At 69.3% G+C, this 21099-nt stretch carries 13 protein-coding genes and 2 pseudogenes; 7 read left to right on the top strand and 8 right to left on the bottom strand.

The window, feature by feature from the left end:
• Positions 1-134 precede the first annotated feature (134 nt).
• A complete protein-coding gene (locus ACIBVL_RS33690) occupies positions 135-1286 on the bottom strand; it encodes a LacI family DNA-binding transcriptional regulator (protein ID WP_399103237.1) in 1152 nt (383 codons plus the stop codon).
• Positions 1287-1498: 212 nt separating this feature from the next.
• Between ACIBVL_RS33690 and ACIBVL_RS33685 the strand changes: the two genes are divergently transcribed.
• The 6 genes from ACIBVL_RS33685 (at position 1499) to ACIBVL_RS33660 (ending at position 14591) form a co-directional block, all read left to right on the top strand.
• Complete coding sequence (locus tag ACIBVL_RS33685; RefSeq protein ID WP_399103235.1) at positions 1499-4330, top strand: family 78 glycoside hydrolase catalytic domain; 2832 nt, start codon at positions 1499-1501, stop codon at positions 4328-4330.
• A gap of 172 nt (positions 4331-4502) precedes the next feature.
• Complete coding sequence (locus tag ACIBVL_RS33680; protein ID WP_399103233.1) at positions 4503-6908, top strand: glycoside hydrolase family 3 N-terminal domain-containing protein; 2406 nt, start codon at positions 4503-4505, stop codon at positions 6906-6908.
• The gene (locus tag ACIBVL_RS33675; RefSeq protein ID WP_399103231.1) at positions 6901-8421 is read left to right on the top strand and encodes a family 43 glycosylhydrolase; all 1521 of its coding nucleotides are present in this window, start codon (positions 6901-6903) and stop codon (positions 8419-8421) included. Before ACIBVL_RS33680 ends, ACIBVL_RS33675 begins: the two co-directional genes overlap by 8 nt.
• Positions 8418-9497, top strand: a complete 1080-nt coding sequence (locus ACIBVL_RS33670; RefSeq protein WP_399103229.1) for a family 43 glycosylhydrolase — start codon at positions 8418-8420, stop codon at positions 9495-9497. Before ACIBVL_RS33675 ends, ACIBVL_RS33670 begins: the two co-directional genes overlap by 4 nt.
• A 58-nt stretch (positions 9498-9555) precedes the next feature.
• Positions 9556-12489 (top strand): MFS transporter, encoded by a 2934-nt coding sequence (locus ACIBVL_RS33665; RefSeq protein WP_399103227.1) that lies wholly within the window; start codon positions 9556-9558, stop codon positions 12487-12489.
• Positions 12486-14591 carry a beta-galactosidase gene (locus tag ACIBVL_RS33660; RefSeq protein ID WP_399103225.1) on the top strand — a complete coding sequence of 702 codons (2106 nt, stop codon included), beginning with the start codon at positions 12486-12488 and terminating at the stop codon, positions 14589-14591. Before ACIBVL_RS33665 ends, ACIBVL_RS33660 begins: the two co-directional genes overlap by 4 nt.
• A 118-nt stretch (positions 14592-14709) precedes the next feature.
• Here the strand turns inward: ACIBVL_RS33660 and ACIBVL_RS33655 are convergent, their stop codons facing one another.
• From ACIBVL_RS33655 to ACIBVL_RS33625, 7 genes and pseudogenes are all read right to left on the bottom strand, one after another.
• Positions 14710-15153 carry an alpha-L-rhamnosidase C-terminal domain-containing protein gene (locus ACIBVL_RS33655; RefSeq protein ID WP_399103223.1) on the bottom strand — a complete coding sequence of 148 codons (444 nt, stop codon included), beginning with the start codon at positions 15151-15153 and terminating at the stop codon, positions 14710-14712.
• A 515-nt stretch (positions 15154-15668) separates the two neighbouring features.
• Complete coding sequence (locus ACIBVL_RS33650; protein ID WP_399103221.1) at positions 15669-15797, bottom strand: hypothetical protein; 129 nt, start codon at positions 15795-15797, stop codon at positions 15669-15671.
• Between the two features lie 61 nt (positions 15798-15858).
• Entirely contained in the window at positions 15859-16185 is a 327-nt protein-coding gene (locus ACIBVL_RS33645) for a hypothetical protein (protein ID WP_399103219.1), read from the bottom strand.
• A 329-nt stretch (positions 16186-16514) separates the two neighbouring features.
• The gene (locus ACIBVL_RS33640) at positions 16515-18077 is read right to left on the bottom strand and encodes a beta-N-acetylhexosaminidase (RefSeq protein WP_399103217.1); all 1563 of its coding nucleotides are present in this window, start codon (positions 18075-18077) and stop codon (positions 16515-16517) included.
• Positions 18078-18234: 157 nt separating this feature from the next.
• On the bottom strand, positions 18235-18396 hold the full coding sequence (locus ACIBVL_RS33635) for a hypothetical protein (protein WP_399103215.1): 162 nt from the start codon (positions 18394-18396) through the stop codon (positions 18235-18237).
• Positions 18397-18459: 63 nt separating this feature from the next.
• Positions 18460-18738 (bottom strand): transposase, encoded by a 279-nt coding sequence (locus ACIBVL_RS33630; protein ID WP_399103342.1) that lies wholly within the window; start codon positions 18736-18738, stop codon positions 18460-18462.
• A pseudogene (locus ACIBVL_RS33625) lies at positions 18712-19563 on the bottom strand (IS701 family transposase); the annotation flags it as partial. The gene ACIBVL_RS33630 and the pseudogene ACIBVL_RS33625, both read right to left, overlap by 27 nt.
• Positions 19564-19771: 208 nt before the next feature.
• Between ACIBVL_RS33625 and ACIBVL_RS33620 the strand changes: the two are divergent.
• Positions 19772-21098: pseudogene (locus ACIBVL_RS33620) on the top strand (IS701 family transposase).
• Position 21099: the final 1 nt, after the last annotated feature.

The following is a 21099-nucleotide window of genomic DNA, read 5'->3' as shown; positions in this document are numbered from 1 at the left end:
GACTGACTTTTTCGGCCCTGTGACAGCGGGCGTGGGCCGATGTGTCACGGGTCGCGGCAGCCCACCGGGTCAGCGAGAAGAGTGCACCGATGCACAAGGCGACGAGAAATGCACTGACAGGAACACGGGACGCGCTAGGAGGAGCGCGCCGCTCGTGCGGCACGGCCGCGCGCCGGAGCCGCGCTCGTCCCGCGGGGCACGAGCCGGGGCGCCACGACGTAGTGGACCGGCTGGGTGCGGCCATTGAGCCGCTCCAGGAGAAGCCGTGTGCTCATCTGGCCCGTGAGGTGGCCCGACTGGTCCACCGTCGTGAGCGAGACCCGGCCGATCGAGGAGGCGTTGACGTTGTCGTAGCCGGTCACCGTCAAATCTTCCGGTACCCGCAGACCGCGTTCCTCCGCTGCCCGCAGGGCGCCCAGCGCGGCGATGTCGGCGCCCGCGAAGATCGCGGTCGGCGGTGTCGGCCTGGACAGTGCCTCGGTGGCGGCCCGGTAGCCGCCCTCCTCCGTGTAGCTCGTCTCGATGACGTCAGGCTCGAGGCCGTGGCGCTGCATGGCCCTGATGTACCCGTCGCACCGTGCGGTGTGTGCGAGGACATGCGGGCGTTCCAGGACCCCCGTCGGATGGGTGGTGTGTGCGATGCGCCGGTGGCCGAGACTCACCAGGTGGTCGACCATGAGGCGCGCACCCCCCTGGTCGTCGTCGACAACGGTGTCGAAGGAGGTGGCGCCACCATGGCGCGCGACCACCACCGTGGGCAGACTCGCCCCGAGCCGTTCGAGCCAGGCCGTGCTCATCTCCGGCGCGATGATGACGAGGCCGTCGACCTGGCGGTCGACGAGGGCCTCGATGCTGCGTTGCTGGCGCTCGGCCGCGAGGCCGCCGGTGATGAGTATCTCCTGGTAGGGCGTCGGCTCCAGTTCGTCCGTGACACCCTCGACGATCTCGGGCTGGAAGGGATGGGACAGCGCCACGAGCATGACTCCGACGGTGTAGGAGCGGCCCCGCATGGCGCGCGCGCCGGCCTGCGGCCTGTAGCCCAGCTTCTCGATCGCGGCGGTGACCTTGATCCGCATCTCCGGGCTGACGCCGTAGGCGTCGCGCAGCACTTTGGACACGGCCGACACCGATACCTGCGCTTCCCGGGCCACGTCCTGGATCGTCACGCGGCGCACTACGGAGGACTGCGCGGTGCCATCGCCGCGCGAGCGGACAGGCCGCTTGTCTCCGTTGCGTGAAGCCGTCATGTCGCCCCGCAGATCGGCGTCAGCAGCGCTGTTGTCCATTCGCGCCATGCTACAAGCGCCCGTTCCGATCGGTACCCCATGGATCGGTCCCTTCTGTTGCCTTGACATGAATTCAGGCAGTTCCCTACGCTCCCCTGACGTAGAACGTTACACAACGCCGGCCCCCTCAGGTGGTTCCTTCCCCTGTGTGTGAGGGCGTTCCTGAGCGGAGCCACACAATGCCCGCCTCGGGCCCGGTCACCCAATGCTCGATGAGTCTGGAGACTTACATGGTCGTGGCTGCCGCTCCCTGCGCCCCTCGGTTCGAGCACCTCACCGATCCCTCACCGGTCCGCGGTGTCGGTACGGGCTCTCCCCGTCTGTCGTGGTCGGTCCCGCAGGCGGACGCGGACTACCGCCAGACCGCCTACGAGATCGAGGTCCTGCGGGGCGGCACCATCGAGACGTTCCGGGCCGACAGCGCCGAGCAGATCCTGGTGCCCTGGCCGGCGCGGCCGCTGGCCTCCCGGGAGTACGCCGCCGTGCGGGTCCGCGTCGCCTGCCGGGACCGGTGGAGCGAATGGAGCGAACGAGCTGTCGTGGAGGCCGGCCTCCTTGATGCGGCCGACTGGACGGCGGACTTCATCAGTCCGGTCGGCATCGCCGGCACGCGCATGCCCGCTCCGGTGCTGAGCGGATCGCTCGAGGTGCCGGGCGAGGTGCGCACAGCCCGCCTCTACGCCACCGCGCACGGCCTGTACGTCGCCACACTCAACGGCCGGCGCGTCGGCGACCTGGTGCTCGCCCCGGGCTGGACGGCCTACGAGCACCGGCTGCGCTACCAGACGTACGACGTGACTGAACTGGTCCGCAGCGGGGAGAACGTGCTGGAGATCCTGCTCGGCAACGGCTGGTACCGGGGCCGACTGGGCTTCAACGGCGAGCGTGCCCTGTACGGCGACCGGCTGGCCCTGCTGGCCCAGCTGGAGGTCACCACCACCGACGGACAGGTCCATGTGCTCGCCACGGACGGCACATGGACGGCTCGGGAGAGCGAGGTCCTCGCCGACGACCTCTACGACGGCCAGCGCACCGACCTGCGTCGCCGCGGCCCCGGCTGGCGCCCGGCAGCCGGCGCGGTCGAGGTGGTGGCGGGCGACCTCACCCGCCTCGTTGCCCCGGAAGGACCGCCCGTCCGGGTCAGCTGCGTCCTTCCGGCCGAGAAGGTGTGGACGTCACCGTCGGGCCGGACTCTGGTCGACTTCGGACAGAACGCCGTGGGATGGGTACGGCTGCGGGTGCGCGGCCTGGCTCCCGGTTCCGTGGTCGTCGTCCGCCATGCTGAGGTCCTGGAGGACGGCGAGCTCGGCACTCGTCCGCTGCGCGCGGCCGAAGCCACCGACACGTACCTCGTCGCGGGCACGGGCGAGGAGATCCTCGAACCGTCCCTCACCTTCCACGGCTTCCGCTACGCGGAGATCTCGGGCGTGCCAGGCCTGCGTGCCGAGGACGTCGAGACCGTGGTGATCGGGTCGGACCTGCGCCGCACCGGCTGGTTCACTTCCTCCCACACACTGCTCAACCGCTTCCACGAGAACGTGGTGTGGGGCATGCGCGGCAACTTCGTCGACGTACCCACCGACTGCCCGCAGCGTGACGAACGCCTCGGCTGGACCGGCGACATCCAGGTGTTCGCCCCGACGGCGACCTTCCTCTTCGACAGCACGGGGTTCCTCAGGTCGTGGCTGGCGGACCTGGCAGCCGAACAGCAACCCGACGGATCGGTGCCCTACGTCGTGCCGGACGTGCTGCGCGACCGCGCGCCGACCGCGGCAGCCTGGGGCGACGCCGCGACGATCGTGCCCTGGGCGCTGTATCAGCGCACAGGCGACCGTCAAGTCCTGGAGCGGCAGTGGCCGAGCATGCGCGCCTGGGTCGACCGGCTCGCGGACCTTGCCGGCCCGGACCGGCTGTGGTCGGGCGGCTTCCAGTTCGGTGACTGGCTCGACCCCACGGCTCCGCCGGAGGCTCCCTCCCGGGCCAAGGCCGACCCCGACGTGGTGGCCACCGCGCACTTCGCACGCTCCGCGGAAATCGTGGCCGAGGCCGCGCGAGTGCTGGGGCGCGAGAACGAGGCCGAGCGGTACGGCGCCCTGGCGGCCGAGGTGCGTGCGGCGTTCGCCCGCGCCTACGTCACGCCGGCCGGCCGGGTCCTCTCGGACGCGCAGACGGTCTACGCCCTGGCCATCGAGTGGGCGCTGCTGCCGGGCGCCGAACAGCGCGAGCGGGCCGGCCGGCGCCTGGCGGACCTCGTACGCGCGAGCGGCTTCCGCATCAGCACCGGGTTCGTCGGTACGCCCCTGGTGACCGACGCGCTGACCTCGACCGGTCACGCCCAGGTCGCCTACCGGCTGCTGCTGCAGACCGGCTGCCCGTCCTGGCTGTACCCGGTCACCATGGGGGCGACCACCATCTGGGAGCGCTGGGACAGCATGCTCCCCGACGGCAGTATCAACCCCGGTGACATGACGTCGTTCAACCACTACGCGCTCGGCGCCGTCGCGGACTGGCTGCACCGCACCGTCGCCGGCCTCGCACCCGCCGCCCCCGGCTACCGCGAGATCCTCGTCCACCCGCGACCGTCTGCCGACCTCACGTCCGCCTCGGCGCGCCACCGCACCCCGTACGGCGAGGCCGGTGTCGCCTGGGAGCGGGCCGGCGGGACGTTCCGGCTCGATGTCCGTGTTCCGGTGGGGGCCACCGCGCTGGTGCACCTGCCCGGGACGGCCGAGCCGAAGGCCGTCGGTCACGGTGAGCACCACTGGGAGGTTCCCGATCCGATGGCAGACGGTGCCACCCAGCACGCGACGGCCACCGTCCGGGATGTGCTCGACGACCCGGACACCTGGGCCGCCGTCGTTGCAGCCGCCGTCGAGACAGGCGTCGTTCCCGGAGGGGAGGCGCAGGTCGCCGGCCGGCTCGCCGCGTATCTCGACGCACCCGCCGCCGAACTGGTCCTGGCGCTGACACCGCAGGAGTCGCTGGCGGGCTTGGCCTCCCTGGAGCGACGGCTGGAGGCGATCCGCGGTCTGCGCCCTGCCTGACGGCGCTCCTGCGCGAGCCCCGCCCCCGAATCACCCGACGACCAGGAAAGCAGCCGGTCATGAAGCACGGCACCCAGCAGGGCAGCAGTTCGTTCAGGCCCGGCCAGGTGCGCCGCGACATCCCGGCCGGACTCCCGGCAGCTTCCGGGCACCCCACCGCGAGGAACGACCGTTGAGCAAGCCGACCGACAACCACCGTGACCCCCGCCTGCCCGCCGCCACGCGCGCCGAGCTGCTGCTGCGAGAGATGACCCTTGAGGAGAAGTGCCACCAGCTCGTCTCCGTCATGCCCTGGACCCTGGTCCGCGCCGACGGGTCGGACTCCGGCGAGCTCGAGGAATGGCTCGGGCACCCGCCGGGCCATGTGGCCGGACTGATCGTCGACACCCCGGCCAAGCTGGCGCACCTGGTCGGCAGCATCCAACGGCGGGCAGTCGAACGCACCCGGCTCGGCATCCCCGTGCTGTTCCACCAGGAGGCCCTCAGCGGCTTCCTGGCCGGCGGCCACATGGCCTTCCCCACCGGTACCGGGCTCGCGGCCACCTGGAGTCCTGACCTCGTCCAGGACATGACCGAGCTGATCCGCGCCCAGATGATCCGCACGGGTGTCCGCCACGCGCTGTCGCCCGTCATGGACGTCGCACTCGACCCGAGGTGGGGACGGGTGCACGAAACCTACGGAGAGGACCCCTACCTGTCCGCCGCGCTCAGCGTCGCCTTCACGCGCGGCCTGCAGGGCGACGACCTCGCCCGGGGCGTCATCGCGACCGGCAAGCACTTCCTCGGGTACGCCCTGCCGATCGGCGGTTCCAACACGTCGGCGTACGAGGCAGGTGCGCGCTGGACCCGGGACCTGTTCGCCTACCCGTTCGAGGCCGCCATCCAGCTCGCCGGCCTGCGCTCGGTGATGAACTCGTACGCGGACGTGGACGGCATCCCCGTGGGTGTCTCGCGGGAGGTGCTCACCGACCTGCTGCGCGGGGTCCTCGGGTTCGACGGGTTCATCTCGTCGGATTACACGACCCTGGAGCAGGTGGTCGACCGTCAGCGCGTTGCGGCCGACGCAGGAGAGGCGGCGTGCCTCGCGATCTCCGCCGGCCTCGATGTGGAGATGCCCAAGCCGTACGCCTACGGCCAGGTGCTCGCGCAACAGGTCGAGCAGGGCAAGGCGGACGTCCGCGACGTCGACACGAGCGTCCTGCGCGTTCTGAAGGCCAAGTTCGAGCTGGGCCTGTTCGAGAATCCCTATCCGGCTGAGCACATCGACGTGTCCGCGGTCGCGGCCGAGGGCACGGAGCTCTCGCATGAGCTGGCCCGGCGCTCCGTGGTGCTCGCCAAGAACGACGGAATCCTCCCCCTGACCCCTGGGACGCTGAACGTCGCCGTGATCGGGCCGCACGCCAATGCGGCCAAACTCCAGTTCCCCACATACACCTATGCCTCATGGCGGGAAGCGACCGACGCCGTCACACGCGGCGAACTCGGCAACATGCTCGGCGCGGAAGACGTCACGACCTCCTGGTACAAGGCGATGTTCGAACCCGTCGCCCCGGAGGCGTTTGTCCACGAACGGTTCGGGGCCCGCTCGATCTCGGAGGAGATCGCCGGATTCGCCCAGCAGGTGTGCAGCGAACAGGGATCCACGCTGACCCGCCCGCTGGAGCAGCAAGCCATCGACCGGGCTGTTGACATCGCACGCGAAGCCGACGTGGTAGTGCTCGCCCTCGGCGGCGGAAGTCTGTGGTTCACCGGAGAACGCACCGAGGGCGAGGCCAGCGACACCGCCGACATCTCCCTGCCGGCCGCACAGACCCGTATCGCCGAGGCGGTGGCCGCCACCGGCAAGCGCCTGGTCGTCGTGCTCGTGCAGGGACGTGCGTACGCACTGCCCGAGGTGGTACAGAACGCCTCGGCGATCGTGATGGCGCCCTACGGCGGACCGTTCGGCCCGAAGGCGATCGCAGAGGTCCTCTTCGGCGTCACCAACCCCAGCGGCAAGCTGCCCTACAGCATCCCCCGCCACTCCGGGCAGGTCCCCGTCTACCACCACCAGAAGGCCGGCTCCGGCTACCGCAACCCGCTGCCCCCGAACGTCGCCCAGCACTATCTCGACCTGGAGGCCACACCGTTCCTCCCGTTCGCGCACGGTCTGAGCTACACCGACTTCGACCTCGGCGGCCTGTCCCACGACACCCGGATCGACACCGACGGGACCGCACGGATCACCGTCACTGTCACCAACACCGGCCCGGTGACGGGCGCGACCGTCGTCCAGCTCTACGTCCGGGTCAACACCAAGGGCCTCACCCGGCCCGCCCAGCAGCTGGCCGGCTTCAGCCGCATCGAACTGCCCAGAGGCGGATCCCGCCGGGTCACCTTCCGCCTCGCCGCAGCCCAGCTCGGCTACACCAACCTCGCCCGTGACTTCGCGGTCGAGCCCGCGGGCGTCGACTTCTTCCTCGGCTTCGACTCCGACGACCGGCGGGTCGAAGGAGCCTTCGAGCTGGCGGGCAAGCCCCGTGTCCTCACGAGCGCCGACCGCGCCTTCCTGTCCGACGTGGAGATAGAGAATGTCTGAGCTGCCCAATCCGCTGATCCCCGGCTTCAACCCCGACCCGAGCTGCATCCTTGTCGCCGGGACGTACTACCTGGTCACGTCCACATTCGAGTACCTGCCGGCCCTCCCCGTCTACCGGAGCACGGACTTCGTCACCTGGGAGCACATCGGCAACGTCGCGACCAGGGAGGAGCAGGTCGGCCTGGCCCAGGCCACCTCGGCCGCCGGCGTGTGGGCTCCGACCATCCGTCACCACGACGGACGGTTCCACGTCATCGTCTCGGTGACCGACAGCCCTCGGGGCTGCGTCGTGTTCACCGCCGTCGACCCGGCCGGGCCCTGGAGCGACGGCATCACCCTCGCCGGGATCGCCGGAATCGACCCCGACCTCGCCTGGGACGAGTCCGGCGCCGCCTACGTCACCTACAGTGCCCTGGAGCTGGACGGGGTCGAGCCCGTCGGCTTCCACGGCATTCGGCAGGCACGGGTCGACCTCGACGCGGGCAAGATCCTCGAGGAGCCGCGGCCGATGTGGTCCGGCACCGGGCTGGTCGCGCCCGAGGCCCCTCACCTGTACCGGCGCGACGGCTACTGGTACCTGATCATCGCGGAAGGCGGCACCGGCCAGGGCCACGCCGTGAGCGTCGCACGCAGCCGCTCCATCGAAGGACCGTATGAGGGTGCGCCCAACAATCCCGTGCTGCGCGAGGCGGGTTGGAACCACCCGGTCGAATGCACGGGCCACGCAGACCTGGTCCGCGGCCCGGACGGCGACGACGTCCTCGTCCTGCTGGGCACCCGCCGCGCCGGCCACGGCTCGCCACTGGGCAGGGAGACCTATGTCACCGCCGTGGAATGGCGCGACGGCTGGCCGCAGCCCGCGCACGTTGACCTCAACCCGCGTCCGGAACCGGTGGAGGAGTACTTCGACTTCGCGGACGGCTCCGCCCTGACCGACCCCGGCTGGCTCGCCGTCGGTCGGCCACCCGCCGAGCTCGCCTCTGTCGGCGAGCAGCCCGGTCGGCTCACGATCCGCGCCGCCGACGGCGGTCTCGACGCCTTCCGCCCCGCCTTCCTCGGCCGCCGCCAACGCCATCTGGACAGCCTCTTCGAGACCAGGATCGACCCGGCGAACGGCCGCGGCGGCCTCGGACTGCGCTTCACCGAGGACTTCACCCTCTGCCTCGTCGCAGAGCGGGCCCCCTCGGGAACCGGCACGAGGATCACGGCGCGGGCGAGCATCCCGACCCTCAGCGAGTCCTGGAGCACCGAGGTCGCAGGCGACCAGGTCACGCTTCGCCTGGTCACGCAGGTACCTTCGCGATGCCGAGCGCCATGGTTTCCCCCCGGCGACCGCATCCGGCTGATCGTCGTGGACGACACCGGCGCCGAGACCCAACTGGCCGAAGTGGACGGGCGGTTCTGGTCGGTCGAGACCTCCGCGACGTTCACCGGCCGTGTCACCGGCATGTTCGCCGAGGAAGGCACCGTCCATTTCGCCGACTTCCGCTACCGCGGCGAGGGCGGCTCATGACCACCGGATCCACGGGCACACCCAAGGGAACCAGCATGTACGACTCCTTCCGGCCCGGCCAGACGTGGCTGGACACGAACGGCCACCGCATCCACGCACACGGCGGGTCCCTGCTGTTCGAGGGCGGCGTCTACTACTGGTACGGCGAGAACAAGGAGCACTCGAAGCCGGGGAGCGGCATCTGGACCTGGGGCATCCGCTGCTACACGTCGACCGACCTCTACAACTGGCAGGACCGCGGGTTGATCATCCCGCCGGTCCTCGACGACCGCACGTCGCCCCTGCACCCGTCCCAGATGATCGACCGCCCGCACATCATCCATAACCCGCACACGGGAACGTACGTCTGCTGGCTCAAGATCATGGGTGTCGGCGGCGAACAGCTCTGCACGGTCCTGACGGCGGACTCGCTCCTCGGTCCTTACGAGATCGTCCGTACGGGGCTCAGCCCGCTCGGCATGTCCGCAGGCGATTTCGACCTGGTCGTCGATCCGGCCGACGGCAAGGCGTACTACTACTTCGAGCGGGTGCACAGCGAGCTGATCTGTGCCGAACTCAACGATGACTACACGGATCTGACGGGAGCGCACTCCACTCACCTCCCCCGCCCGCACCCCCCACTGGTACGTGAAGCGCCCGCCTACTTCCGGCGCGGGGACAAGCACTACCTGATCACTTCGGGTACGACGTGGTACTTCCCGAACCCATCGGAAGCGGCCGTGGCCGACACGTACCACGGCCCGTTCACCGTGCTCGGCGACCCGCACCCCACGGACCCGAGCGGCACCTCGTTCCGGTCGCAGATCAGCTCCGTCTTCCAGCACCCGGACCACGACGACCTCTACATCGCGATCGCGGACCGGTGGCTGCCCCAACTGTCGGAGGAGGAGTCGAACTGGGGCGAAGCCTTCCAACGGCACTACTCGGCGAAGGCGGAGGGGCGCGAGGCTCCTTCCCTCGTACTGCCCGAGGCCGATACATCGGTCGCGGACCATGTGTGGCTTCCCATCCGGTTCGACGGTGAGATGCCAGTGATCGAATGGCACGACGAGTGGCGTATCGAGGACACCAAGTGACGGTCAACTGGATGGACTTGGCCACCAGGGGCTTGCTCGAAGTCACGGGCGGTTGACGATGCCGGCATCCGCCTACCGGGACCTGCTGCGCACGCCGTCGGTGCCCTGGCTGCTCGCGACCTCGGTCATCGGCCGCCTCAACCAGGGCATGACCGGCCTGGCTCTGCTGATGCTCACGACCGAGCATACGACCTACGCCGTGGCCGGCGTGGTGTCGACGGCCGGTGTGGTGGGAGGCTTCATCGCCGGGCCGGTCCTCAGCCGGTGGGCCGATGCCCATGGCCGCCGCCGAGTGCTCACTGTCACCGCGGTTTTCTACGCGTTCACCATGGGCGCGCTGGTCCTGGCACCGCCGCAACCGGCCCTGCTGACCGGTCTCTCGTTCCTGTGTGGGCTGTGCACACCTCCGATGACGGCGTCGGTCCGGGCGACGCTGCCTGCCCTGGTCGGTTCGGACCGACGTCGCAGCGTGTTCGCCCTGGAAGCCGCCTTTCAGGAAGTCATCTTCGTCCTCGGCCCGCCGATCGCCGCACTGTTGGCCGCGTTTGGCGGTCCTCGCCTCGCCCTGGGCGTGTGCGGGGCGCTCGTACTCGTCGGAACCCTCGCCTACGCACGCGACCGCAATGTCGACGCCGGCCGCGAGCCTGGCCTTCGTAAGAAGGATCGCCGTGTCCTGCGTGTGACGGGCGTGCCCCGAGTCATCCTGGCCGGCACCCTGCTCTTCGCCGCGCTGGGGTGCCAGGCGCTCGGCGTCATCGCCATGGTGAGCGGCTCCCGGGTGTCCGCGGACGCCGGACTGGTCGTGGCGTGCGGAAGCCTCGGGTCGCTGTGCGGCGGCCTGGTCTACGGTTCACTACCGCGTCACCGGGCCGGGCTGCGGCGTCTGATGCTCTACGTGGCGGCCGGTCTGGCCCTGCTTCCCCTGGCGCCCGGCCAAGGGCTGCTGTCTGTGCTGGTGTTCTGCTGGGGGCTGACCCTCGCTCCTGCGATGTCCGGGCTGTTCGACCGGCTGTCAACGCTCACCCCACGCGAGTCCGCGACGGAGGCGTTCGGCTGGATGAACAGTGCGGTCGCCGCCGGCAATGGTCTCGGGACCGCGCTCAGCGGTTTCCTGATCACCGAGTTCGGCGCCCGTGCCTCGCTGGCGGTGGCATGTGCGGCCGCTCTTCTCGCCGCGCTCGTCTGCGAGCCGTGGCCCGCTCGTACCCCAATGTCCGATCGATCAATGGAGTCTGTCATGCCCTACGGCCCCTCGTCCGTTCTAGGTGAGGTACTGCGCAACAAACAGGCCGAGGCGGTGGTCCGCAAGTACGCGCCCCATCTCGACAAGGAGATCGAGAGCGCCCAGATGCGGTACGGCACGCTCGCGCAGGTGACCACGATGCTGCAGGGGGTGCGGACCGACCCCGCGGCCCGCGACGCCCTCTACGCCGAGCTGGCCACCCTCGAAGAGCCGGACGATCATCCGGCGTCGCCCCGCGACGAGGAGATCATCCTGGCCGCGGACTACGAGTCAGAAGACGTGCCCTCCGGCAGCGCCCGGCTGGTCGCCGCCTCGCACGGCACCCTGTGGCGGACCTTCGAGCTGGAACTGCACGGCCCAGCGCACGGCAACCCCTTCACCGACGTCACGCTGCAGGCCGAGTTCCGCAACGGCGACCGCTCGGTGACGGCGCACGGCTTCTACGACGGCGAGGGCATGTACCGCGTCCGGTTCCTGCCGGACGCGGAGGGTGAGTGGTCATTCCGGACGACCAGCAACGCCCGTTCCCTGGACTCGGTCACCGGCACCTTCCACTGCGGCCCGGCCGGCCCCGGTGACCACGGCCCGGTCAGGGTCCACGCGGGCGCCCACTTCCAGCACGCCGACGGCACACGCTTCCTCCCGCTGGGCACCACCCTGTACGCCTGGACCCACCAGGGTGCGGAGCTGGAGAAGCAGACCCTCGCCACGCTCGCGGGCAGCCCGTTCAACAAGGTCCGGATGTGCGTCTTCCCGAAGTGGTTCGTCCACAACGAGACCGAGCCGCCCCGCTACCCCTTCGCGGGTTCCGTCGAGGAGGGCTGGGACTTCCAGCGGCCCAACCCCGCGTACTTCCAGCACTTGGAGCAGCAGATCGCCCAGCTCGGCGCCCTCGGCATCCAGGCCGACCTCATCCTCTTGCACCCGTACGACCGCTGGGGCTTCTCCACCATGTCCCCGGCCGAGGACGACCGCTACCTGCGCTATGTGGTCGCCCGGCTCGCCGCCTACCCCAACGTGTGGTGGTCCCTGGCCAACGAATACGACCTGCTGTGGTCCAAGTCGACCGACGACTGGCACCGGATCGCCGCGATGATCGGCGACCACGACCCGCACGGCCACCTGATCAGCGTGCACAACTGGGTGGAGCTGTGGGACAACGACGCCGACTGGGTCACGCACGCCAGCATCCAACGCACGCCCGAGGGCACCCGCGAATGGCGCGAGCGCTGGGGCAAGCCCGTCGCCGTCGACGAGCTGGGCTACGAGGGGGACATCGAGTGGGGCTGGGGCAACCTCAACCCTCAGGAGATGGTGCGCCGCTGCTGGGAGGGCGTCGTCCGCGGCGGATACGTCACCCACGGCGAGTGCTTCCTGGCGGACGACGACGTGCTGTGGTGGGCGAAGGGCGGAGTCCTCAAGGGCGAGAGCACGCCCCGGCTGGAGTTCCTGCGGACCATCATGGAGGACATCCCGTCGGACGCGGCGGGCATCGATCCGCTGCCGTCCGACTTCGACGTCCCGGTGGGCGGTGTCGAGGGACGCTACTACCTGGCCTACTGCGGCATCATGCAGCCCCGCCTACGCACCTTCCATCTTCCCCAGGGAAGCCGCTTCCGGGCCGACATCATCGACACCTGGAACATGACCGTCACCGAACTCCCCGACCTCTACGAGGGCACATGCACCGTATCCCTGCCCGGCCGGCCGTACCTCGCTGTCCGCCTGCGTGCAGTGGAGGGCCGATGACACCCGGGCAGGGAATCGCTTCGGCGCGCGTGCTGTTCGGCGCGGCCTACTACCCCGAATACCATCCCGCCGAGCTGAGGAAGACGGATCTCGACCTGATGGCCGAGGCACGCTTCTCCGTAATCCGGGTCGGCGAATCCGTCTGGTCCACCTGGGAGCCCGACGACGGCCACTTCGATCTGGACTGGCTGCAGCCGACGCTCGACGGTGCCCACGAGCGCGGAATCGCCGTCATCCTCGGCACCCCCACCTACGCGGCACCGCCCTGGCTCGTCCGCCTCTATCCGGAGATCGCCGGAGAGTCGGAGACCGGCCGGCGCATGGGCTGGGGCGCCCGCCAGGAGATGGACTTCACCCACGCGGCGTTCCGCTTCCACGCCGAGCGCGTCATCCGCAAGGTCGTCGCGCGCTACGCCGGCCACCCGGCCGTGATCGGATTCCAGGTCGACAACGAGCCGGGCCTGCACCTGCTCCACAACCACGGCGTCTTCCAGCGCTTCGTGAACCGGCTGCGCGCACAGTACGGCGACATCGACAAGCTCAACGAGGAGTGGGGCCTGGTCTACTGGTCGCACCGGCTCACGGACTGGGCCGATCTGTGGACCCCCGACGGCAATGCCCAGCCGCAGTACGAGCAGGCCTGGCGGCGGTTCCAGGCCGACCAGGTCGGCGAGTTCATCGGCTGGCAGGCCGACATCGTCCGCGAGTACACCCGCCCCGACCAGTTCGTCACCACCTGCATCGACTACAGCCGGCCTGCCGTCGCCGACGACGACCTGACCCGGCGTCTCGACGTCACCGCCGGCAACGCGTACTACGTGATGCAGGACGGTCTGTCCCTGCCGGCGCGGCCCCGGCGCGGCGAGGGGCAGACCTGGGCGGCGCAGGATGTCTGGGAGTTCTACCGAACCGCGGACCGGATGTACTCCTCCCGCCAGGAGCCGTTCCTCGTCACCGAGACCAACGCCCAGGCCGTCGGCCCGTCCTGGGTCAACCAGCCCGCCTACGACGGCCAGTGGCGCCAGGCCGCCTGGGCACTCGTGGCCCGCGGCGCATCGATGATCGAATACTGGCACTGGCGGACGCTGACCTTCGGCGTCGAGACGTACTGGGCGGGCGTGCTGCCGCACAACGGCCGTCCCGGCCGCACCTATCGGGAGGTCGCCCGCATCGGCGCCGAGCTGGAGCGCGCAGGGAGTCTGGTGGCCGATCTCGTCCCGGACGCCGACGTCGCGATGCTGTACTCCCACCCCAGCAAGTGGGCCATGACCGCCCAACCGGCGGTCACCGCGCCGGACGGCGATCCGGATCCACGCTCGTACGAGACCATCTTCGGCGCCTTCTACCGGAGCGCGTTCGACGCCGGCCTGCAAACCCGGGTGCTGCACGCCGGGCAGGCCACCGACGAGAATCCGGCTGAGCTGGCCGGGAAGCATCCGGTGCTGGTGGCCGCCGGGCTCTACATCGCCGACGACGCCACGCTGGACTGGCTGCACTCGTACGCCGATGCCGGTGGCCACCTGGTCCTCGGTCCGCGCTCGTGCTACGCCGACCACGAGGCTCGTGCCAGGCGCGACATCCAACCCGCCCGTCTCGCGGATGCGGCCGGAGCCTGGTACGACGAATTCTCCACGCTCGACGCCGACTTGGCGGTCCGGGCGGGGGACGATTCGCCCTTCCCGCTGCCCGAGGGCGCGGCCGGCACCCATTGGGCGGACGGACTCCACGCGGACAACGCCACCGTACTCGCCCGCTACGACCACCCGCACTTCGGGCAGTTCGCCGCCATCACCACGAAGGCGCACGGCAAGGGCCGGATCACCTACGTGGGCACCGTCCCCAACGCTGCACTCGGCGCGAGCCTGTTCCGGTGGCTGCTGCCGGACACCGGACCGTGGAGGTCGCTCTCCGCCAGTGTCACCGCCACCGGCGCGACCGCGCAGGACGGCCGTCGGGTCCGTTTCCTGCACAACTGGTCCTGGCAGGAGACGGCGGTGACCGTCCCCGTCCCGGTCAGCGACGTTCTGGACGAAGCCAGTTACGAACCGGGTACCCCGGTGCCACTCGGCCCCTGGGACGTCCGGGTACTACGGGAGACGTGATCACGAAGTCCGCTCGCTCTCCCCGCCCCAGCAGCGAGGGTGCGGCCACGTCGAAGAAGCCTGTGGTCGGCCTCATCGGGCAGAGTCACAGGCTTCTTCGACGCCTCCGGGCAGAGGCTCAGTCGACGTAGACGTGGGTGCCAGGACCCGCGGTCATCCTGCGGCCACTGGGCAGGATGACGGTGGCTTCAGTGCCCGGCGGTACGACCAGCCGCAGGTGCAGGCGGCCGCCGTCAGGCCGCCAGGCCGCCTCGATCCGGCCGTACGGGGACTCGTGGGCGGCCTCCGCCCAGGTGAGCCCGCCGCCGGGGCGGGATTGTACGAGGAAGCGCCGATAGCCGGGCTCGACCAGCTGGAGACCGGCCACGTAGCGGTGCAGGAAGGAGATGACCGCGCCCTTGGAGTAGTGGTTCAGGGACGCGGTGGCCTTGCCGTCGGCAGGGACTCCGCCCCAGTGCTCCCACACGGTGGTCGCACCGCGGTCGATCATGACGAGCCACGACGGCTCGGTGCCCTGCAGGAGGCGTTCGTAAGCCAGGCCGTGGCCGAAATCGGCGAGCATGATGGCGATATTTGAAAGTGGCTCTGTCCGCAGTCCGTGAATCCCCAGGTCAGGGAGGTGAGCGGGGGATCGTTTCGGCAGAGTATGTCCCGGCATGGCAAGCAAGACGGTCGAGGCTGTGCTGTTTCCCGGGATCGATGTGCGAGTGGAGCGCGTCAGCGACTCTTCAGGCGTCCTCGTGGTGGAGGCCGTGTCCACCGCTCGCCCGGGCCGGTGCCCAGACTGCCGGAAATAGGCGAGGCGCACACATAGCACGTATCAACGGGCATTGGACGAAAGGCCGTTGGGGCCTCGCCGGGTCATAGTCCGGCTGCAGGTCCGCCGGTACTTCTGTGATCGGAAGAACTGTTCCCGCAAGACGTTCGTCGAGCGGGTGCAGGGCCTGTCCGAACGGCACCGCCGATCCAGCATCGGGCTGACGAGCTGGCTGCGGTTGATCGCGGTCGAGCTTGGCGGCCGTCGGGCCGCCCGGCTGTGCCGCCGCCTGCGGCTGGCCGCAGGCCGTACCCGGCTGCTTAGGCTGCTGGCGGCGCCGGCGGTGCCGGACCGTGCACCGAGCCGGCCAACGCGCCTTTCAGGCGGTCGAAGGCCCTTGTCGCGGCGGCGAACGGATCGATGGCATCGAAGGCGTCGTAGGGTTTCACCGGCTCTACTTTCTGCGGCTTCGGTTTGGTGTGGTACCTCCGAAGTTAGAGAGAAGAGCCTCTATCGTTCCCGGGAGTTCGCCGATTCCCCGTCCGGCGCGGGGTGAGCCGGTGCGAACCGTCCGAGCTGGCTCTCGATCAGCCAGCCCCGTTCCACCAGCCGTTTGAGTTTCCCCCGCGTCCCTTCGATCTTCGCGGTCACCGCGGGCAGCCCGATCCGGGGCACGATCTGTTTGGCCTGCATCGGCCCCAGCGCATCCGCAACGACCTCGACGATGTCCCGATGCACATCCGGCAGCACGTCCGTCGTGAGACCTTCCCGCCAGTGCGGCACCATGATCGACCCCACCACCCGCACTTCGGGCTCGACCCGGGCTTCCGCCGCCACCGGTTCGGCGATCCGCCTCGAGTTCCTCCACCCGGGCGCGGGCCGCAGCCTCCCGCGCCTCCAACTCCTCGATCAACGACACCATCGACGCCCCCTACTTCACCCGCCACAGTAGAAGGACGCCCATCTGCCTACACCGTCAACCAGTGTTCTCCCAACTCAGGGCTTCCCTAGAGGGAAGCCACACCCATCCCGGAAAGCGCCAGCCTCCCATCAACTCCCTAGCGGGTAGGCTCCTTGTCGCATTTGCCGACAGGGTCAGATCTACCGCCGGATCTCGTGCCGGAACGCGGTTGAAGCGGCCGGGGATCGGTGGAGGTGTCACGCTCTCAGTCGAGGGCGCGATGGCTGACGCCGAGGGCATTGAGACGCTCCAGGTGCGGACGCAGGCGGTCGGTGACGAAGTCCGCGAAGTCGTCGACGCCGTTGCTGTCGTTCCGCCACACCGCCTCGGCGAACGCGCACAGACGCGGGAACAGCATGTACTCCGCGTGCTTGGGCGTCGGAACGTACTCCGTCCACAGCTGGCACTGCGCGCCCAGGACATGCCGCGCCGCTTCGGGCTCGTCGGCGAGCGCTGCGGGCACGGGGCGGTAGTCGTACACCTTGGACAGCGGGACGAAGCCACTGATCGCGAGCGGCTCCCTGTCGTGGTCCTCACTCTGGTAGCGGTCGAAGTAGAGGTACGCGCACGGCGCCATCACCACGTCGAGTCCACCGCGTGCCGCCTCGACGCCGGCCTCCTCGCCGCGCCATGACATGACCACGATGTCCTTGGGGAGGTTGGCTGGCCCGCCGCCTTCGAGTACCTCGTCCCAACCGATGAAGCGTCGGCCGTTGTCCGAGAGGAACGTCGCCATCTGGCCGGTGAACCACGCCTGCAGGGCGTCCTCGTCGGTGAGGCCGAGCGATCGCATCCGTGCCTGTGCGGCTGGGCTGGCCCTCCACTCCTCCTTGGGACATTCATCGCCGCCGCAGTGGATGAGCCGACTCGGGAACAGGCTCATCACCTCGGTGAGAACGTCGCGGCAGAAGTCGAGCGCAAGGTCGTCGACGTTCAGCACCTGCTCACTGATCCCCCATATGGTCCAGACCTGGGGGGGTCTCAGGCCGTTGCCCAGTTCGGGATAGGCCGAGATGGCGGCGAGCATGTGGCCAGGCATGTCGATCTCGGGGATGACAGTGATGAAACGTTCCGCTGCGTACGCCACGATCTCGCGGATGTCGTCCTGGGTGTAGAAACCGCCGTGCGGCGTGCCGTCGAAGGTGTACTCACCCTCCGGCCGGTCGGCATGGCCGATGAGCGTCTCGTGTCGCCAAGCGCCGACTTCGGTGAGGCGTGGGTACTTCTCGATCGCGAGCCGCCAGCCCTGATCCTCCGTGAGGTGAAGGTGGAGGACGTTGAGCTTGTGGAGGGCAAGGAGGTCGATCAGCCGGAGAATGAACTCCTTTGGCATGAAGTGCCGCGCGACATCGAGCATCATGCCGCGCCAGCCGAGCTGGGGCCCGTCGGTGACGCTGACGGCCGGCACCGTCCAGTCGCGTTCGACGGCCGTCGCCGAGAAGACCTCGGCCGGAAGGAGCTGCCGCAGCGACTGGACGCCGTAAAACACACCTGCCGGGTCGCCGCCCGTGATGGTGATGTGGTCGGACGTGACGGTCAGTTCGTACGCCTCGGCGTCGAGGGCCCTCGGGGCGACGGACAGAGTGATCGCGGCCTGCCCGCCATCGGCATCCGGCAGGGCAAACCCGGTCGCGGGTCGCAACGCACGGCGGAGAGCGTCGGCTGCGGGGGCCGAAGCGGCGTCGGACCGGATCGATGTGGTGCCGGTCAGGCGGAAGGCATCGTCATGCTCGTGACGGTCGAGGCGCTGAGGCTTAGGAAGAATCACACCATGTGAGCCTACTGCTCGAATCTGCGTGACAATAGGCCAATCAGATCAGCTTCACGCATCTTGAGGGGAGCTGCTAATCCGAGAATCGATGAGTCAGTGGGCAGGCGGCAGCGCCCGGCCGAGCGGTAGCGAGGTCGGGTGTCGTCGTGTGGGATCAGGCTGCGGCGGGTTCGAGGCTGACCTTGTAACCGAGCGCTTCGAGTTGATGGACGTGGCTGCGTTTGCGCCGTTCGGGATCGATGCGGCGGGTGTAGAAGTCTGAGCCAAGGTCCTCAAAGCGGGCATTGGGGTCGTCGAGCAGGTGCCAGACGACCACCAGGATGAAACGCCCAACCCCGACGATGGCCTTCTTCTTGCCGCGATGGTGGGCGATCCTGCGCTAGCGCTCGCCGAGGAAGGTGTCGGTTCGGGCGGCTCCCACGGCGGCCTCGCCGAGCACGCGGGCGAGGTAGCGGTTGCCGTGGCCGGTGGCGCCCCGACCCTTGTTCTTGCCGGCCGATTCCTTCACGCCCGGAGCGAATCTGGCCCACGAGGCCAGATGGCCGGCGGTGGGGAACCGGCTCATGCCCAGCCCGATCTCCGCGATGATGACGGCAGCCGCGGTCGGGCCGATCCCGGGGATCTCATCCAGCCGCTCCTCGCGGTGCCAGGGCCGCACCTCGACGCGGGCCCAGTCGAAGATCCGTCGGCCATGGGCTCCTTCACCGCAGGAACGGCGTTTCCATTTCTGCCGCGGCAGGCCGGGAAACAGGTCGTGGACGGGGTGGTCGATGAACCAGCGGGTAACGACAGTGTCATGCCGGGTGGTGGCCATGACGTGGAAGACGTCCGCTTGCTCCAGCTCGAACCGCCAGCCCTTGCTGTAGCCGTAAGCGGCGTCCGCCGTCACCCAGCCGAACGGAACCTTGTCGGCGATGGCGCGGCGGACCATCGCCTTGGCCATGGCCACCTTCGTGGCGAAGGCGGCGCTGTCGTCGATGCCCGCCCGGCGGCAGCGGTCCCGGTCGTCCGTCCAGGAGGTGGGCAGATACAGCCGCCGGTCGATCAGTGTGCGTCCGCGGCCGGTGGCGTAGGCGAGGAACACACCGATCTGGCAGTTCTCGGTGCGGCCGGCGGTTCCGGAGTACTGCCTTTGCACGCCGGCCGATCGGATGCCCTTTTTCAGAAACCCGGTGTCATCGACGATCAGGACGGCGTCCCGGTCTCCGAGGTGTTCCACGACGTAGTCGCGTACGTCGTCCAGGACCTCGTCGGCGTCCCACTCGATCCGGTTCAGCAGCCGGTGGATGCGATCGGGGCCCGTGTGCCCGGCCTCCTCCGCCAGCGTCCAGCCGTTCTTCCGCTCCAGCGGCGCAACCAGCCCCCGCATATAAGCCAGCGCCGACTGACGTGGCTCCTCCCGGTTGAACCGGTGCACGAACCGCTCATGCAGTACGTCCAGCTCTCCGGCCCACAACCTGACTTCAGCAAGGCCCCCACCCACAACCACACCAACGAACGAGCTGGCCAGCAGTCACGGCAAGCACCGTTGCAGTACTAATACTCCAGCAGCGTTTCGCTATCTGGCCTGGTCAGAGGCATCGTCGGAAGTGTAGTGGGCGGATGGCGTGTCAGGGGCGGTCTTGCCGGTCCGCCCCTCCAACGAGTGGCATCGAGAACTGTCCGAGCTGTGATGGGGGCAGCCTCCTCGCGTGATCGACGACCTTGCCGACGCGACCTGGGACCGTGAACTCGAGGACCTCTTCCTGCGTATCGGCCACCGTTTCGGCCGCGCCGACCTGCGACGCCGCATGCGCGACTACGTCCGCGCCCTGCTCGCACCAGTCGGCCGCGAAAACGGCTGGCAACTGGCCGAACACGCAGGCCACCGCACCCCCGACGGCCTGCAACGGCTCCTGAACGCAGCCATCTGGAACGCCGACGACATCCGTGACGACCTGCAGACATACGTCGCCGACAAGCTCGGCGAAGCCGACGGGGTCCTCATCCTCGACGACACCGGCTTCGTCAAGAAAGGCGCCACCTCCGCGGGCGGGCAGCGCCAGTACTCCGGCACCGCCGGCCGCACCGAGAACTGCCAGATCGGTGTCTTCGCCGCCTACGTCACCACCCGCGGACGCGCCCTGGTGGACCGCGAGCTGTATCTGCCCAAGTCCTGGACGGACGACCGCGAACGCTGTCGCGCCGCCAAGATTCCCGATGAGAGGACCTTTGCCACCAAGCCAGAACTGGCCAGGGCCATGGTGCTGCGCGCACTCGCCTCGCCGCTGCCGATCGGCTGGGTGACCGCGGATGCCGCCTACGGCCAGGAATGCCGCTTTCGCCGGATGCTGGAAGAAACCGCCGTCGGCTACGTATTGGCCGTCCCGAAGTCCCAGCAGGTACCGCGCTTTGGTCGTGTCGACTACCTCTTCACGCAGGCGCCGGACGAGGCATGGGAGAAGCGCTCGTGCGGCGACGGCGCCAAGGGTCCGCGTGTCTATCATTGGGCTGCCGTCCAGCTTCCGGTGATCGAAGACTTCGACGGCGAGCGGCCCACCCATGACCGCTGGGCGCTGGCCCGGCGCAGTATCAGCAGACCCGATGAGATCGCCTACTACCTCGGTTATGCGCCGGTGGGCACCGGCGTCGGTCGGCTCGTGAGTGTTGCCGGGCGCCGGTGGGCGATCGAGGAGTGCTTTCAGGCCGCGAAGAACGAGTGCGGCCTGGAGCAGTACGAGGTCCGCCGTTACGTCGGCTGGACGCGGCACATCACCCACCGTGGCGGAAGTCCGCCGGCTGCTGGCAGCTGGCCTCGCGCACCGACCCTGCCCGCCGCTTCGCATCCACGCAATGAGCTGGTCACGGTGGCGGCGCAGGCGTCAGGCCGTCGCCAGACACTGCCACTACCGGCGACGATGCCACTCGTTGGAGGGGCGGTCCGGCAAGACCGCCCCTGACACGCCATCAGCCCACTACACTCCCGACGATGCTTCTGACCAGGGCCAGATAGCGAAACGATGCTGGAGTACTAACTGAT

Source organism: Streptomyces sp. NPDC049687 (assembly GCF_044465285.1).
In the GTDB taxonomy this organism is placed as follows: domain Bacteria; phylum Actinomycetota; class Actinomycetes; order Streptomycetales; family Streptomycetaceae; genus Streptomyces.
This window is presented reverse-complemented; position numbering and strand designations above follow the sequence as displayed.